The organism is Burkholderia sp. LMU1-1-1.1, assembly GCF_040675865.1.
Taxonomy (GTDB): Bacteria; Pseudomonadota; Gammaproteobacteria; order Burkholderiales; family Burkholderiaceae_D; genus Rugamonas.
Window position 1 is genome coordinate 137,571 of the sequence record NZ_JBEGHG010000078.1, and the last position, 16,246, is coordinate 153,816.

A 16,246-nucleotide genomic window follows, 5' to 3' on the forward strand; every position below is an offset into this window, starting at 1 on the left:
AGGCGTGCGGTCCTATCATGGCTTCACGATCACTCGACTCTCCACCATCATGCATGATTTAAGCGACATCGCCCACTGGCTGCGGCACCACCCTATCCACCACGACTCGCTGGTGCACAGCACCTTGCCCGATCCGACCTTCGTCACGCGCGGCGAGACCGTGGTCTCCTTCAGCACCAACAACTACCTGGCGCTGGCCAACCATCCGCGCCTGGTGGCGGCGGCCAAGCAGGGCCTGGACCGCTATGGCGTCGGCAACTGCGAATCGCGCTTGCTGGGCGGCGACCTGGAAGTCTACCGCGAGCTGGAACGGCGCCTCGGGGCGCTCAAGCACAAGAGCGACGCGGTGCTGTTCGTGACCGGCTACATGACCAACATCGGCGTGCTGTCGTCGATCGTCAAGGCGGCCACCTTGGCGCGGCTGCACGGCTTCCGCACCAAGAAGCGCCACAAGTACGCCTACTACTCGGACGAGTTCAATCACATCAGCATCCGCGAAGGCATCCAGATGTCCGGCGCGCTGCGCTACAACTACCGCCACTGCGACATGAACCATCTGGAGGAGCTGCTGAAGGCCGGTGCCGGGGAGGGCACCACGCCGCTGATCGTCAGCGACGGCGTGTTCAGCATGGAAGGCACGATCGCGCCGCTGCCGGACCTGGTGGCGCTGGCCGAGCGCTACGGCGCGCTGCTGTACATCGACGACGCCCACGCCACCGGCATCCTGGGCGCCAACGGCGGCGGCACCTCCGAGCATTTCAACTGCTACAGCGAGAACATCATGCAGATGGGGACCCTGAGCAAGGCGCTCGGGTCGATCGGCGGCTTCGTCGCCGTCGAGCGCGACGTCGCCGATGTGATCCGGCTGACCAGTTCCGCCTACGGCTTCACCTGCCCGCCGCCGCCGGACCAGGCGGCGGCGCTGCTGGCGGCATTGGATTTGCTGGAAGAGGAGCCGCAGCGCCGCGAGCGTCTGTGGGACAACCAGCGCTACTTCATCGAGAAGATGGCGCCGCTGGGCTACACCATCATCTCGACGCAGACGCCGATCCTGCCGGTCTTGATCGGCGACGCCGAGACCTGCCAGCGCTACGCCATCGAACTGCGGCGCGAGGGCATCCATGTCGACGCGATCCAGTTCCCGGCCGCGCCGGTGGGCCAGGCGCGCCTGCGCTTCATGATGAACGCCGGCCACACCCGGGCGCAGATCGACCACGTGGTCGGCGTGATGGCGCGCATGGCCGGGCGCGAGCTGCGCCTGGTGGCCTGACGCCGGGGCTCGCCACTACTCAATGCTCTGCCCAGCGCTCCTTGACTTCGAGGAGCGCGGGCATCTGTTTCAGGAACAGGTCGACCAGCTCCGGCTGGAAATGCTTGCCGCGCTGCTGCAGCAAATGCTCGGCCGCCTTTTCCACCGGCCACGCTTCCTTGTAGGGGCGCGCCGACGTCAGCGCGTCGAACACGTCGGCGATGGCGACGATGCGCCCCACCAGCGGAATCTGTTCGCCGGCCAGCCCGTTCGGATAGCCGCTGCCATCCCATTTCTCGTGGTGCGTCACGGCCAGCTGGTGCGCCATCGCCAGCATGCCGTGCGCGTGCTTGCCGATGATCTCGCCGCCGATGGTGGCGTGCGATTGCATGATCTTCCATTCGTCCGCGTCCAGCGGCCCCGGTTTGCGCAGGATGCTGTCCGGGATGCCGATCTTGCCGACATCGTGCATCGGCGCCGCGTGCAGCAGGTCGTCCGCCTCGGCCTCGCCCATGCCCAGCGCCAGGCCGAGGATGCGCGAATAGTGGCTCATGCGGATCACGTGGCGGCCGGTCTCGTTGTCCTTGTATTCGGCGGCCAGGCCGAGGCGCTGGACGATCTCCAGGCGCGTGCGTTTGAGTTCGTCGACGCGCACCAGCGACAGGTGGGTGCGCACGCGCGCGCGCACGATCGCCGGGTTGACCGGTTTGGTGATGTAGTCGACGGCGCCGGCGTCGAAGCCGATGACCTCGTCCTCGCCCTCGGTCAGCGCGGTGACGAAGATGACCGGGATGTCGGCGGTGGCGCCGTCGGCCTTGAGCGCGCGGCAGACGTCGTAGCCGGTCATCCCCGGCATCATCACGTCGAGCAGGATCAGTTGCGGCAGCTCCTGGCGCGCCAGCTCCAGCGCGCGCGCGCCGTCCTTGGCGTACAGCAGGCGGTAATGGTCCTGCAGGATGTGGCGCAGCAGCTGCAGATTGTTGGCTTCGTCGTCCACCGCCAGGATCAGCGGCATGTTCGGTTGGTGGGTGGTGATCATGGGTTTTCCTTCTCCAGGCTCTCCAGCATGGCTTCCAGTGTCGCGTGCGCGAGCGGTAGGTCAAAGTCGTTCAGGGCGTTCTCGATGTCGGCCAGGCGCCGCGTCAGCGCGGCCGGCGCGCCGGCGCCGCCGATGCCGGCCGCCAGCGCCGCCAGCGCGGCGTCGTTCAATTCTCCGCGCGCGAGCGCCGGCAGCAGCAGGCCGGCCTTGGCGCGCACCAGCGCGGCGTCGTACGCGGCCGGTGGCGGCGTTCTGCCTGTGGCCTGCGGCGGCGCGGACGCATGGAGGCCGGCCCCGGCGCGCAGGCCGCCCGGGTCGCGTGCCGCCTTCAGCGGCAGTCTCACATGGAAGGTGGCGCCCCGTCCCGGTACGCTCTCGGCCCAGATCCGGCCGCCCATCAGGGTGACCAGCTGGCGGCTGATGGTGGTGCCCAGGCCCGTGCCGCCGAAGCGGCGCGTCATCGAGGCGTCGGCCTGGGTGAACTGGTCGAAGATCGCTTGCAGCCGTTCCGGCGCGATGCCGATGCCGGTGTCCTCGACTTCGATGCACAGGCAACCGTCGTCGCGGCGCGCGCGCAGCGTGACGGCGCCGGCCTCGGTGAACTTGATGGCGTTGTCGACCAGGTTGCCGATGACCTGGCGCATGCGCAGCTGGTCGCCGTGCAGCCATGCCGGCAGCGCGGCGTCGTAATCGACCTCGATGCGCAAGCCCTTGTTGCTGGCGTTGCCGCCGAAGGTGGACGCCAGTTCGTCGATCAGCTCCGCCAGGTTGTAGTCGGCGTTCTCCAGTTCCACCGCGCCCTTGTCCAGCTTGGCCGTGTCGAGTACGCCGTTGAGCAGGCGTAGCAGCGAGCGGCCGGCCTTGTGCACGGTGCCGAGCTGGTGGCGCTGGCTGGCGTCGAGATCGGTGTCGAGCAGCACCTTGGTGAAGCCGAGGATGGCGTTGAGCGGCGTGCGGATCTCGTGGCTCATGTTGGCGACGAAGCTGGCGCGCGCCGCCGCCGCCTGTTCGGCGATCTCCTTGGCCTTGCGCAGCGCCTGCTCCATCTGATGGCGTTCGGTGATGTCGAGGATCACGCCGTCGATCCAGACGATCTCCGGCCGGTCCTCGTCGCGCGTGACGGCGCCGTTTTCCCACACCCAGCGGATGCCGCCGTCGGCGTGGACGATACGGTACTCCACCTTGTAGGGCGCCAGCGCGGCGATGCTGCGCCCGATCTCCGCCGCCACGCCGGCGCGGTCCTCGGGCATGATCAGGGAGCTCAGTTTGCGGGTGCGCCCGGCACCGGTGAAATCGCTGGCCGGGTAGCCCGTCAGGCGCTCGATGCCTTCGCTGATGAACAGCGGCGGCGCGTCGAACTCCATGCTGCTGCGGAAGGAGATGCCGGGGATGTTGCCGATCAGGGAGCGCAATTGCAGTTCGCTGTCGCGCAAGGCTTGCATGATGGCGCGCCGTTCGGTGATGTCGGTGATGAACAGCACGAACAGATCGCGGTCGGCCAGCGCCGCGTGGCCGACCGCCAACCGTATCGGCACGATGGAGCCGTCCTTGCGCACCCCCAGCACCTCGCGGCCCTTGGTGGTGAGCGTGGCGGCGTCCTCCCCCAGGTATTTGAGCAGGCCCTCGCGCTCGGCGCGTTCCTGGTCGGCCATCAGCAGGCGGATATCGCGGCCGACGATCTGTGCCCGCGTCCAGCCGAAGATGCGCTCGGCTGAGATGTTGAACTCGTGGATGGTGCCGGCGCGGTCGATGGTGATGACGCCGTCGATGGTGGTGGTGAGCAGGGCGCGCATCCAGTTCTCGCTTTCGCTTTTCTGGCGGAACAGTTCGCGGTAGCGCAGCATGCCGTTGGCCGACATGATGAAGATGGTGATGGCGACCGTGATCAGGGTGATCGCCAGCGCCAGGAAGGTGCCGCGCGTCTCCGGCACGGCGCCGGGAGGCAGCCGGCCGACGAAACGCGCCGCCGCCATGCCGGTGTAGTGCATGCCGGCGATGGCGCAGCCCATCACGCTGGCGCTGATCAGATCCAGCACGTGCCGGTGCAGCCGGCCGCGCAGGGCGCGCAGGCCGAAACGGATCCACAGCGCCAGGGTGGCCAGCACCACGGCGACCACGATCGACAAGGCGAACATCGCCGGGTCGTAGCGCAGGGCGAGATCCATCCGCATCGCCGCCATGCCGGTGTAGTGCATGGCGCCGATGCCGGCGCCCACCAGCAGGCCGCCGGTCAGCAGCGCGGCGGTGCCCAGCTGGCGGCGGCTGATGATCGCCAGCGCGACGCCGGAGGAGCCGAGGCTGGGCAGCACCGACAGCAGGGTGGTGCCGGGATCGTAATCGACCACGGTGCACAGGTTAAAGGCGAGCATGCCGATGAAGTGCATGGCCCATACGCCGCAGCCCAGCGCCAGGCTGCCGCTGCCGAGCATGACGGTGCGCAGGCCGCGCCCGCGGCTGGTGCTGGCCTGCGCCAGGCCGACCACTTGCAAAGCCATCCATGATGAAAAGATGGCAACCAGGATGGAGAGCGCGACCAGCGAGGGGGTGTAGCCGCCGTAGTTGATCAGCGATGGATCGGCCGGCGGCGAGAACAGTTGCGGCAGGGGGTTGATAGTCATGTGATAGCTGGTGCTGCATGGTTTCTGCAGAACCGCGACCATATCACATAAAAAACCGCCCGAAGGCGGTTTTTGGAGAACTGTTGTTTCGCGTCCTGTCAGGACTTGGCGAAGGCCAGGAAGTCGGCGTTGAACTTTTCCTTGTGGGTGTCGGTCAGGCCGTGCGGCGCGCCCGGATAGGTGATCAGCTTGGCATGCTTGACGATCTTGGCGGCGGCGCGGGCGGCGGCGTCGATCGGCACCACCTGGTCGTCCTCGCCGGCGATGATCAGGGTCGGCTTGTCGAATTTTTTCAGGTCGTCGCGGAAGTCGGTCTGGGCGAACGCGGCGATCGAATCGTAGGTGTTCTTGTGGCCGGCCTGCATGCCCTGGCTGTAGAAGGCGTTGATCAGGCCCTGCGACGGCTTGGCGCCCGGACGGTTGTAGCCGTAGAACGGGCCGGAGGCGAAGTCCAGGTACAGCTGGCCACGATTGGCTTCGGACGCCGCGCGGATGCCGTCGAACACCGACAGCGGCAGGCCGCCCGGATTGGTGTCGGTCTTGAGCATCAGCGGCGTGACGGCCGAAATCAGCGCCAGCTTGGCGATGCGCTTGGTGCCGTGGCGGCCGACGTAGCGCGCCACCTCGCCGCCGCCGGTGGAGAAGCCGGCCAGGATGATGTTGTTCAGGTTGAGCGCCTCGATCAGCTGCGCCAGGTCGTCGGCGTAGTGGTCCATGTCGTTGCCGTCCCAGGGCTGGCTCGAACGGCCGTGGCCACGGCGGTCGTGGCTGACGACGCGGAAGCCGTTGTTCGCCAGATGGAAGGCGGCCGATTCCCAGCTGTCGGCGTTGAGCGGCCAGCCGTGGCTGAGGATCACCGGTTGGCCGTTGCGCGGGCCCCAGTCCTTGTAATAGATCTCGACGCCGTCGCGGGTGGTGATGATGCTGGCGGTCTTCTGGATCTTGCCGGCGGTCGCGGCCTGGCTGTCGGCGCTGACGGCGGCCAGCGGCAGCGCGGTGGCGACGGCCGCGGCGGCGGCAAAGGCGCCGCCGACCATGGCGGAGCGGCGCGATGGATTGACTTGATTGTTATCGTTGTTGGACATGGTGTTTTGCCTTGTTGTTGATGAAGTTTGAAAATCAGTTCAGGTGGCGCTTGAAGAAGGCGTCGGTGCGGCCGTTGGCCAGCGTTGCCGCCTCGGCGTCGTAGTGGTCGCCGCCCGGGCGGGCGAAGGCGTGGTTGCAGCCCGGGTAGGTGTGCATCTCGATGTTGGCGTTGTCCTTGAGGGCGGCGTGGATGACCGCCTGCGCGTCCTTGCCGATGTATTCGTCTTCGCCGGCCAGGTGGTAGAGCAGCGGGCGTTTGACGTTGGCGCCTTCGGCCGCGTAGTTTTCGGTGGCGCCGCCGTAGTAGGCGACGAAGGCGTCGGCGTCGGCGCGGGCGGCGGTGAGGAAGGTCATCAGCCCGCCGAGGCAGTAGCCGGTCACGCCGACCTTGCCGGAGGCGCCGGTCATCGTGCGGGCCGCGGCCACGGTGGCGGCGATGTCGCCGACGCCGGCGCCGAAGTCATAGGCGCTGTACAGCGAGAAGCCGCGTTCCCAGTCGCCGGGGTTGGCCTCGGACATGTCCAGGCCCGGCGCGGCGCGCCAGAACAGGTCGGGGCCGACGGCGATGTAGCCCTTGGCGGCGTAGTCGTCGCAGATGCTGCGGATGCCGGCGTTGACGCCGAAGATCTCCTGCAGCACGACGATGACCGGCGCGCCGCCGGCCGTGGCGGCGGACGGGCGGGCGACGTAGCACTGGAAGCTGCCGTCGGCGACCGTGACGGTGAGGGATTCTTTGAAGGATGCGTTCATGTTTTTGCTCCGTGGTGTTGGGCCGCTCGGGCCGTTGTGGCCTGGCGATGGAGTGCATGGTAGGCCCGATTTTCGCCGCTGGGAACGGCCATTCCTGCAAAGTTGGATTGCAAAATTGCATATCCCGCCATCAGGGGGCGGGGCCCCATCCCGTAAGTGATACGGGCCGCCATCCCCCTTTGCGGGACGGCGGTTGCCAGCGCCGGATTGCGTTTTTTGCAAAACTGCTCAATACTTGCCGGGCTGATCCGCATATGGCCGGATCTCCACTATGAGACAGATAAAAAACGATGGCCTTTTTCACCAGGAAGAAGATCGCGCTGGCGGTTGGCGTGATCGCGATCGGCGGCGCCGCGCTGGCGTTCTATGCCAAAAGCCAGACCCCTGTGGTGGAGCCGCCACGGTTCCGCGTCGCGGCGATCGACACCGGCACCATCACGCAGACGGTGACGGCCACCGGCACCATCAACCCGGTCGCCTTGATCAACATCGGTTCGCAGGTGTCGGGCACGGTCAACGTGCTGAAGGCGGACTTCAACGACCGCGTGAAAAAGGGCCAGGTCCTGCTGACGCTAGACCCGACCATTTTCAACGCGCAGATACGCCAGAGCGAGGCGCAGCTGGCGTCGGCGCGCGCCTCGCTGCGGCTGGCGCAGGCCACGCACCAGCGCAACCAGACCCTCGTGACGCAAAGCTTCATCTCGCCGCTGGCGCTGGACCAGTCCAAGCGCGAGGTCGATGTGGCGCAGGCGAACATCCAGCTGACGCAGGCGCAGCTGGCGCGCGCGCAGGCGGACCTGAACAACAGCGTGATCCGCTCGCCGATCGACGGCGTGATCATCAAGCGCACCGTGGACCTGGGGCAGACGGTGGCGGCGTCGTTCACCACGCCGACCCTGTTCCAGATCGCGCAGGACCTGACCAAGATGCAGATCGACACCAGCGTCTCGGAGGCGGACGTCGGCGCGCTGAAGGAGGGGCAGCAGGCGCGCTTCGTCGTCGACGCCTATCCGGACCGGGAATTCGAGGCGCGCATGCGGCAGTTCCGCCTGGCCGCCAACGTGGTGCAGAACGTCGTCACCTACAACGTGGTGCTCGACGTCGACAACCAGGACGAGCTGCTCAAGCCGGGCATGACCGCGCAGGTGCGCCTGCTGGTGGGCAACCGCGAAAACGTGCTGCGCATCCCGACCGCCGCGCTGCGTTTCCGCCTCAGCGACGAGGAGCTCGAACGGCAGGCCAGGTCGGCCAAGGGCGCGAAGACCGGCGCCGACACCGACACCGCGCTGGACGCGCCGCCGCCGGACGACGACGCCGCCTTCCGCACCAAGGCCGATCTGACGCGCACCTTCAAGATCTACACGCTCGACGCCAAGAATCAGCCGCAGCCGATGGACATCAAGATCGGCCTGTCGAACTTCCGCTACACGGAGGTGTTGGGCGGCGCCTTGAAAAAGGGCGACAAGGTCGTCACCCGCGCGATCGCCGAGAACAAGGACGGTGTGCGTTGACCGCGGAAGTTGGCAGTCCGCTGATCGACATACGCGGCGTCACCAAGAGCTACTTCTCCGGCGGCGTCGAGACCAAGGTGCTGTTCGGGATCGACCTGGCGGTGCCGCGCGGCGATTTCCTGGCGGTGATGGGGCAGTCCGGCTCCGGCAAGTCGACCTTGATGAACATCTTCGGCTGCCTGGACCAGGCCACCGGCGGCAGCTACTTCCTCAACGGCGTCGACACCCTGACCCTGTCGCGCGCGGAACTGGCCACCATCCGCAACCGCACCATCGGCTTCGTGTTCCAGAGCTTCAACCTGATCAAGCGCATGAGCGTGGCGGAGAACGTCGCGCTGCCATTGATCTACGCCGGCGTCTCGCGCGCGAAGGCGCACGCCAAGGCGCTGGTGGAACTGGAGCGCGTGGGCCTGAAGGAGTACGCCAAGCGCACGCCGAACCAGCTGTCCGGCGGCCAGCAGCAGCGCGTGGCGATCGCCCGCGCGCTGGTCGGCGATCCGCCGCTGATCCTGGCCGACGAACCGACCGGCAATCTCGATACGCAGACCAGCGAGGAGATCATGCGCTCGTTCCAGCAGTTGAACCAGGAGCGCGGCATCACCATCCTGCTGGTCACCCACGAGCCGGACATCGCCGCCTACAGCAAGCGGCTGATGCGCCTCAAGGACGGTCATGTGCTGTACGACGGCCCGGCCGCCGAAGGCTTGCGCGAGATGGCGCTGGGCCAGGAGGCGGCCCTCGGCCATCCACCGCTTCCACCCCATCCAACGACCAGCGTGCCGGCGCCATGAACCCTTTACAGATCACGATAGAGGCGTTCCGCTCGATGCTGGCGAACCGCCTGCGCACCTTGCTGACGATGCTGGGCATTATCATCGGCATCGCCTCGGTGGTGCTGCTGCTGGCCGTCGGCGACAGCATGAAACGCTTCATCTCCAAACAGCTGGAGCAACTGGGCACCAACATGCTGTTCATCTCCCCCGGCGGCGACCGCGCGCAGCAGCAGCGCCTGCGCAACGGCGCCGCGCCGGCGCTGACGATGCTCGACGCGGCGGCGCTGAACCGGCTGCCGTCGCTGGCCGGCGCGGCGCCGACCTTGCAGGGAGGCTTCAATCTGGCGGTCGGCAACGAGAACGCGTCGAAGACGGTGCATGGCGTCACGCCGGACATGTTCAAGATCCGTGGCTGGAAGATCGACAAGGGCAGCGCCTTCAGCGACGCCGACGTGCGCTCGGCCGCGCGCATGGTGGTCATCGGCCGCAAGATCGCCGACCAGTTCTTCTACAAGATCGACCCGCTGGGCAAGTACATCCGCATCGAGAACGTCTCGTTCCAGGTGGTGGGGGTGCTGTACGGCGAGGGCAAGCAGGTCGACGGCGGCGATTTGAGCGACTACGTGCTGGTGCCGATCACCGCCGCCGCCGCCAACCTGGTGAAGATGCAGTTCCCCGGCAATGTGCACTACGTGGTCGCGCAGGGCAAATCCGGCGGCAACCTGCAGGACGCCATCCAGGACATCAACGAAACGCTGCGCGACCGCCATCGCATCAAGTTCGAGCAGCCGGACGACTTCCGCATCGATAACCTGGCCTCGTTCGCGGAGACGGCCAAGACCATCAGCGCCGGCCTGGCCGCGCTGCTTGGCCTGATCGGCGCGATCTCGCTGATCGTCGGCGGGATCGGCATCATGAACATCATGCTGGTGTCGGTGACCGAGCGCACCCGCGAGATCGGCATCCGCATGGCGATCGGCGCCAAGCCGCGCGACGTGCTGCTGCAGTTCCTGACGGAGGCGGTGGTCATCTGCCTGGTGGGCGGGGTGTTCGGGATAGTGCTGGCCACGGCGGCGGCGGCCGCGATCACCGCCACCGGCAAGTTCGACGTGTTCATCACCTTGCAGGCGGTGGTGGTGGCGTGCGGCTTTTCCAGCCTGGTGGGCGTGTTCTTTGGTTTCTATCCGGCGCGCCGGGCGTCGAAGCTGCTGCCGGTCGATTGCCTGCGCTATGAGTGAGACGGCGTGGTAGTCGAACCTAGTAGTCGAACTTTTTGCTGCGCGTGGCGCTCTTGAAGAACAGCACCGGGTCGCGGTCCTCTTCCAGTTTCTGGCGCCGTTCGCGGGCCTCGCGCGCCTGCTGCGCGCGGCGCTCGTTGTACTCGGCAATGCGCAACTGCACTTGAAAACCCTTCTTGCTGTTTGCCAGCAGTCCCATTTTTTGCCGCATCGCGGCTGCCCAGATCAGGAAAATGATCACGAGAGAGAGCAGATAGGCGGATTGCCAGATGCCATAATTCTGGCTGATGAAGGGGAACAGCGGCGCCGCGTCCTCCAGCCAGCCCTGGCCCAAAACGCCCAGCACGGCCGCGCAGGCGCCCAGCGCCATGGTCTTGGTGATCAACCACCGGCTGGCTTTGATGCGGTGCTCCCAGAATTCCAGAGGGGCGTCGTTGGGGATGGTGTCGAGGGCTTCGGTTGTCATGGCGGCATTTTTTGGGCGCGGGTGGTGCGAAGGATATTATATGGCATATTTTCCCTGTGGAAACTAAAGTTGCGGTTGTCGTGCGTTAATGAGGATTGTTAAAATGAACAGAATCTTGTTGCCGGCGGCGTTGCTGGCGGCGTGTGTCGCCGCCGCGGGGCCGGTGGCCGCAGCCGATCCCGCCAAGGCGCCGACGGAATCGGTGGTCGGACCCGGCTGGGCCAATAATTCGGTCAACGCCGTGGTGTTCCGCAAGAATTCGCTCGTCTCGGACCAGCACACGCAGTACGTCGGCTATTACGACGCCGAGCGCTACCTGGTGCTGGGCAAGCGCAAGCTGGGCACGTCGCGCTGGACCACGCGACGCACGCCGTATCGCGGCAACGCCGCCGACGCCCACAACGCCATCAGCCTGATGCTCGACGGCGCCGGCTATCTGCACGTGTCCTGGGACCACCACAACAACGCGCTGCGCTATGCGCGCGGCGTCAAGCCCGGTTCGCTGGAGCTGGGCGCCAAGCTGTCCATGGTCGGCGCCGACGAGGAATCGGTGTCGTATCCGGAGTTCTATCGTCTACCCGACGGCAACCTGCTGTTCTTCTACCGCCTCGGCGGTTCCGGCCGGGGCGACCTGGTCATCAACCGCTACGACGCGGCGGCGCGGCGCTGGTCGCGGCTGCACACCAACCTGATCACCGGCGAAGGCAAGCGCAACGCCTACTGGCAAGCCTTCCTCGACCACAAAGGCACCCTGCATCTGTCCTGGGTGTGGCGCGAATCGCCGGATGTGGCCAGCAACCACGACCTGGCCTACGCGCGCTCGCGCGACGGCGGCGTGACGTGGGAGACATCGGACGGCCGGCCCTACACCTTGCCGATCAGCGCGGACAGCGCCGAGTACGCGCTGCGCATCCCGCAGAACAGCGAGCTGATCAACCAGACCTCGATGGCGGCCGACCGCGACGGCAACCCCTACATCGCCAGCTACTGGCGCGACGCCGGCTCGGCGGTGCCGCAGTACCACGTGGTGTTCCACAGCGGCGCCGGCTGGACGGCGCGCGCGCTCGATTTCCGCAAGACGGCGTTTTCGCTGAGCGGGCAGGGCACCAAGCGCATCCCGATCGCGCGCCCGCAAATCATGGTCGATTCCGGTCCCGGCGACGGCAAGCCGGGCGGCCTGCTGGTGTTCCGCGACGAGGAGCGCGGCAGCAAGGTGTCGGTGGTCAGCATCAGCGATTTTGTCGGCGGCAAGTGGCAGGTCAGCGATTTGACGGCCGCCTCGGTGGGCGCGTGGGAGCCCAGTTTCGATACCGAGTTGTGGCGGCGCAACGGTGTGCTCAGCCTGTTCGTGCAGGACGTGCAGCAGGTCGACGGCGAGGGACAGGCGGCGGTGCCGCCCCGGCCGGTGCGGGTGCTGGACTGGCGGCCACGCTGAAACCGCATTGAAACCTCATTGAAACAATACGTGACAAATCGGTACCGCCGGTGGCAGGTATTTTGTTGTCGGTTGGTATTTGATTGGACTACCATTGATTCTTTAACGTCAAGAGTAGCCCATGAAATCCAAGCTTGCCCTAATGCTGCTGACCATCAGCGCGGCCGTCTGCGCCCAGGACCACGATACCGACAAAGCACAGTCCCCGCCGGCGCTGGGCAAGGAGCGCGCGGCCGATCTGCTGGCCAACGAGCGCGTCATCAAGGCCGACTCGCGCGTGAGCAAAACCGCGACCGTCACCATCAAGGGCAAGGCGGTGCCGTACAAGGTCACGGCGGGCACGCAGCCGGTGTGGGACAAGGATGGCAAGGTCAGCGCGACCTTGTTCTACACTTACTATCAGCGCACCGACGTCGCCGACAAGAGCAAGCGTCCGCTGGTGCTGTCGTTTAACGGCGGCCCGGGATCGGCGTCGGTGTGGATGCACGTCGCCTACACCGGCCCCAAGGTGTTGAACCTCGACGCCGAAGGCTATCCGACCCAACCCTACGGCGTGCGCGACAACCCGCATTCGATCCTCGACGTCGCCGACATCATCTTCATCGATCCGGTCAACACCGGCTTCTCGCGCGTATTGGACGGCAAGAGCGACCGCGCGCGCTTCTTCGGCGTCAATGCCGACATCGCGTATCTGGCCGAGTGGGTCAGCACCTTCGTCTCGCGCGAGGGCCGCTGGACGTCGCCGAAGTACCTGATCGGGGAGAGCTACGGCACGTCGCGCGTGGCCGGCCTGGCGCTGGAATTGCAGAACGCCCAGTGGATGTATTTGAACGGCGTGGTGCTGGTGTCGCCGACGGAACTGGGCCTCAAGCGCGACGGCATCGTCGCCGACGCGCTGGCGCTGCCTTACTTCGCCGCCACGGCGTGGTATCAAAAGGTGCTGCCGGCCGACCTGCAGGCGCGCGACCTGAAGGATTTGCTGCCGGAGGTCGAAGCCTTCACCGTCGACGAGCTGCTGCCGGCGACGGCGCGCGGCGGCTTTATCGATCCGCAGAAGAAGGCACAGATCGCGGCCAAATTCGCGCGCTACTCCGGCCTGTCGGAAGCCTATGTGCTGCAGAATAATCTGTCGGTGCCGGTGGACAGTTTTTGGAAGGAGCTGCTGCGCAAGCAGGGCAAGACCGTCGGCCGGCTCGACTCGCGCTACCTCGGTATCGACAAGACCGATTCGGGCGACAAGGTCGATTACAACGCCGAACTGACGTCGTGGCTGCACTCGTTCACGCCGGCCATCAACCAGTATTTGCGCGTGGATCTGGGCTACAAGACCGACATCAAGTACAACCTGTTCGGCGACGTCCATCCATGGGATTTCAAGAACGAGAAGACCGGCGAGAACCTGCGCCTGGCGATGGCCGCCAATCCCTACCTGAAGGTGATGATCCAGTCGGGCTACTACGACGGCGCCTGCACCTACTTCGACGCCAAGTACACGATGTGGCAGCTGGACCCGAGCGGCAAGATGAAGGACCGCCTGCGCTTTGAGGGCTACCGCAGCGGCCACATGATGTATTTGCGGTCGGAGGATTTGGCGAGCGCCAACGACGATCTGCGCGACTTCATCCGCCAAGCGACACCGGCGCCCAACGCGCCGGCCAAGTACTAAACCGGTTCCTGGTTCGGCGCGTGATAGCGCCGGACCAGGAACCCTGGATTACTGTTCTTGTTGATTGCGCTTGGCGATTTCGTTGCCGGCGTAGGCGCCGCCCACCGCGCCGGCGATGGTTGCCAGCGTCCGGCCTTTGCCGTCGCCCACCTGGTTGCCCAGCAGCCCACCGACCACCGCGCCCAGGCCGATCCCCACGGCGCTGTTCTGCGGCGCCGGAGCCGGCGCGCGCTGCACCGGCGCTTGCGCGACCTCGGTGCGATCGTCATTGCGGCTGGCCTGGCGGGCCGGCGCATACGTATGATGCACGACCGTGCGGTGCTCGACGACCTGGCGTGGCTGCGGCTGTGGTTGCGGCGCCTGCGCTTGCGCGGTCAGTGGCTGGTTCGCCTGCATTGCCGGCGTGGCGACGGCGCTGATTTCCGGCGCCGCGCTGCCCTTCGCTTGCGAGTACGGCAGCAGGCCGAGAATGGAGGCGGCGCCGACCAGGCTGACGAGGGTCACGGAAAACGCGGCGACGGCCAGCAGTGGGTGCATGCGGTTGGGTACGGTATGTTCCATTTTCTTCTCTCCAGATATCGCCATGTGTGGCGCTTGCCCCTATAACGGGGCCGGGAGGAAATAGGGTGACGTGGAAAGTGTTTCGAGAGTAAGCAGATGTTACGGCGCGTTTTTGGCGACGGTCCGGCGCTCCAGCCATTCGCGTCCGCCCCGATCGAGCGCGCGTTCCACCACGGCCGCCGGCAGGCTGTAGACGGTGGCCCAGGTGGCGCGGCCATCGGCGCCGTTCGACGGAAAGCTGCTCACCTCGACCGGCCAGTGATATTTGCGCTTCAGGCTCTTGATGATGGCGGCCAGCGAGGTGCGGCCCTGCAGCGGCGGGTTGCCGGATTGGTCGCTCTCGGAAAGCAGCACCGCCAGCACGGCGCCGCGCGCCGTCAACGGACCGGGAAAGGTGGGGGATTTCGGGGATTTGGTAGCCATGGCGACATTCTACGCCGGAGGCGGACCCGCCGGATGGCGCGCCCGCCCCACAGGCACCCGCTCAAGCGCGGGACCGACGCCTGCGCATGTAGCCGACCATGCCCAGCCCGAACGCCATCATCACGTACGTGCCCGGTTCTGGCACGGCGGCGGCGGTGATTTGTACCGTGTCGATACCGATGTAGTTCGAATTGGCGCCGAACAGTCCGGCGTCCGTCACCGTGTAGCGGAACGCGAACGCCCCGGTGGTCGGGCCCGTCAGGCCGCTCAAGGTGGCGCTGTAGCGCGTCCAGTCTTCCGGATAGCCGCCCACCTGCAGCGTGGGATTGATGCTGATGAGAAGCGTGGAGAAGGTGCCCACGCTGGTCGCGGTGGTGCCGACATCGGTGCCGCCGACGTTGCTGAAGCGGACTTCCAGCCGGTCCGGCCATTCCGAAAAGGCGGCGGTGCGGCTGTAGAAGGACAGCGTGTCGCCATTGCGGTAGGTGGAGGTGGGCAGTATCAGCCAGTTGCTGAGGGTGGAGACCTCCGCGCCCGATTCAAAATTGGCGGCGAGGTAGGAGTTCGGGGCGCCCTGGTGCGCTTCAAAGACGAACTCGTTGCCCTGGAACCAGCCTAGCGTGCCGGGCGGTTGGCTCAGGTTGTTGACGGTCCAGCCTGCGGGCAGGCCGGTGTCGAAGTTTTCGGTCAACGGATCGGCCGAGGCGCCGGTACTCAGGCCCAAGGACAACGCCAACGCGCAAGCCGAAATCAAAGCGGATTTGAACGGAACAGCCATCTTAACCTCCAGTAATGTGGAAAACGGCGAGCGGACGCCCACCGTCATGGTCAAAATAGCATGCTTAATTTATTGGCATTAAACTCAAAACAACCCGGCCGTAGTTTAATTCCTGCTTCGTCGTCGCGGCAGCGCCCGTTAGTGCAACTGAGCCATTTTGCCCAGCGCGACCTTCAAGCTGGCACTGTCCAGCGAATTGAGCAGTTGCGGGTGGTCCGCAAAAAAGGTCGCGACGCGCTCGACGACGCCCGGGTTGTGCTGTTGCGCGGTGGTGGCGATTTCGGCCACTTGTGGCGGGGTGATTTCCGCGACCTGTGCGGGTGTCAGTGTCGCGTGGCCGTTGGCGGTGAACAGTTCGCCGACGCTGCCGGCGAGGGCGGTCAACATCGCCGGGCTGACGTCGTCAAGCAATTGGTTCAGCAAGCCCGCCTGCAACTGCGGATCGCTGCGCACGAATAATTGGCTGACCAGTTGGCCGAAAGGCGGCGTCTCGTTCGACAAAAACGCCGACGCCAATCCCTGCGCGATGGAAGAGCGCGGCGTATCGCCGACAACGTGCGAGAACGCCTGCGCGACGCCTTCCGGATCGGTTGCGGTTGGATGTCCCGCGAACTGCTGCAATAAGTTTCCGAGGTCAAAGCCCATGACTGCTC

General features: G+C 66.1%; 15 protein-coding genes. 6 read left to right on the forward strand and 9 right to left on the reverse strand.

Annotated elements, in window-relative coordinates:
- Positions 1-4 precede the first annotated feature (4 nt).
- Positions 5-1,270 (forward strand): aminotransferase class I/II-fold pyridoxal phosphate-dependent enzyme, encoded by a 1,266-nt coding sequence (locus MRBLMU1_RS30220; protein ID WP_363509858.1) that lies wholly within the window; start codon positions 5-7, stop codon positions 1,268-1,270.
- Between the two features lie 19 nt (positions 1,271-1,289).
- Here the strand turns inward: MRBLMU1_RS30220 and MRBLMU1_RS30225 are convergent, their stop codons facing one another.
- The 4 genes from MRBLMU1_RS30225 to MRBLMU1_RS30240 form a co-directional block, all read right to left on the reverse strand.
- On the reverse strand, positions 1,290-2,288 hold the full coding sequence (locus MRBLMU1_RS30225; RefSeq protein ID WP_363509860.1) for an HD-GYP domain-containing protein: 999 nt from the start codon (positions 2,286-2,288) through the stop codon (positions 1,290-1,292).
- Positions 2,285-4,906 carry an MHYT domain-containing protein gene (locus tag MRBLMU1_RS30230; RefSeq protein ID WP_363509862.1) on the reverse strand — a complete coding sequence of 874 codons (2,622 nt, stop codon included), beginning with the start codon at positions 4,904-4,906 and terminating at the stop codon, positions 2,285-2,287. The genes MRBLMU1_RS30225 and MRBLMU1_RS30230 overlap by 4 nt, the downstream gene beginning before the upstream one ends.
- 98 nt (positions 4,907-5,004) lie before the next feature.
- Positions 5,005-5,991 (reverse strand): alpha/beta fold hydrolase, encoded by a 987-nt coding sequence (locus MRBLMU1_RS30235; RefSeq protein ID WP_363509864.1) that lies wholly within the window; start codon positions 5,989-5,991, stop codon positions 5,005-5,007.
- Between the two features lie 34 nt (positions 5,992-6,025).
- Complete coding sequence (locus tag MRBLMU1_RS30240) at positions 6,026-6,742, reverse strand: dienelactone hydrolase family protein (protein WP_363509866.1); 717 nt, start codon at positions 6,740-6,742, stop codon at positions 6,026-6,028.
- Between the two features lie 290 nt (positions 6,743-7,032).
- Here MRBLMU1_RS30240 and MRBLMU1_RS30245 point away from each other — a divergent pair, with 290 nt between their 5' ends.
- The 3 genes from MRBLMU1_RS30245 to MRBLMU1_RS30255 are packed head-to-tail and all read left to right on the forward strand — an operon-like array spanning position 7,033 to position 10,264.
- Positions 7,033-8,253 (forward strand): efflux RND transporter periplasmic adaptor subunit, encoded by a 1,221-nt coding sequence (locus MRBLMU1_RS30245; RefSeq protein WP_363509868.1) that lies wholly within the window; start codon positions 7,033-7,035, stop codon positions 8,251-8,253.
- A complete protein-coding gene (locus MRBLMU1_RS30250) occupies positions 8,250-9,044 on the forward strand; it encodes an ABC transporter ATP-binding protein (RefSeq protein WP_363509870.1) in 795 nt (264 codons plus the stop codon). Before MRBLMU1_RS30245 ends, MRBLMU1_RS30250 begins: the two co-directional genes overlap by 4 nt.
- Complete coding sequence (locus tag MRBLMU1_RS30255; RefSeq protein ID WP_363509872.1) at positions 9,041-10,264, forward strand: ABC transporter permease; 1,224 nt, start codon at positions 9,041-9,043, stop codon at positions 10,262-10,264. Before MRBLMU1_RS30250 ends, MRBLMU1_RS30255 begins: the two co-directional genes overlap by 4 nt.
- A gap of 19 nt (positions 10,265-10,283) precedes the next feature.
- Here MRBLMU1_RS30255 and MRBLMU1_RS30260 read toward each other — a convergent pair whose 3' ends face one another.
- Positions 10,284-10,730 carry a hypothetical protein gene (locus MRBLMU1_RS30260; RefSeq protein WP_363509874.1) on the reverse strand — a complete coding sequence of 149 codons (447 nt, stop codon included), beginning with the start codon at positions 10,728-10,730 and terminating at the stop codon, positions 10,284-10,286.
- A 103-nt stretch (positions 10,731-10,833) separates the two neighbouring features.
- On the opposite strand from MRBLMU1_RS30260, the gene MRBLMU1_RS30265 reads away from it, so the two are divergent.
- Both MRBLMU1_RS30265 and MRBLMU1_RS30270 read left to right on the forward strand, forming a co-directional pair.
- Positions 10,834-12,165, forward strand: coding sequence for a BNR repeat-containing protein (locus tag MRBLMU1_RS30265; RefSeq protein ID WP_363509876.1), 1,332 nt, complete (start codon positions 10,834-10,836; stop codon positions 12,163-12,165).
- A gap of 121 nt (positions 12,166-12,286) precedes the next feature.
- Entirely contained in the window at positions 12,287-13,831 is a 1,545-nt protein-coding gene (locus tag MRBLMU1_RS30270; RefSeq protein ID WP_363509878.1) for a S10 family peptidase, read from the forward strand.
- A 48-nt stretch (positions 13,832-13,879) separates the two neighbouring features.
- Here MRBLMU1_RS30270 and MRBLMU1_RS30275 read toward each other — a convergent pair whose 3' ends face one another.
- The 4 genes from MRBLMU1_RS30275 to MRBLMU1_RS30290 form a co-directional block, all read right to left on the reverse strand.
- Positions 13,880-14,392 carry a glycine zipper 2TM domain-containing protein gene (locus MRBLMU1_RS30275; protein ID WP_363509880.1) on the reverse strand — a complete coding sequence of 171 codons (513 nt, stop codon included), beginning with the start codon at positions 14,390-14,392 and terminating at the stop codon, positions 13,880-13,882.
- A 99-nt stretch (positions 14,393-14,491) separates the two neighbouring features.
- The gene (locus MRBLMU1_RS30280) at positions 14,492-14,815 is read right to left on the reverse strand and encodes a hypothetical protein (RefSeq protein ID WP_363509882.1); all 324 of its coding nucleotides are present in this window, start codon (positions 14,813-14,815) and stop codon (positions 14,492-14,494) included.
- A gap of 61 nt (positions 14,816-14,876) precedes the next feature.
- Positions 14,877-15,593 (reverse strand): choice-of-anchor J family PEP-CTERM protein, encoded by a 717-nt coding sequence (locus MRBLMU1_RS30285; RefSeq protein WP_363509884.1) that lies wholly within the window; start codon positions 15,591-15,593, stop codon positions 14,877-14,879.
- Between the two features lie 138 nt (positions 15,594-15,731).
- Positions 15,732-16,238 (reverse strand): hypothetical protein, encoded by a 507-nt coding sequence (locus MRBLMU1_RS30290; RefSeq protein WP_363509886.1) that lies wholly within the window; start codon positions 16,236-16,238, stop codon positions 15,732-15,734.
- Positions 16,239-16,246 lie beyond the last annotated feature (8 nt).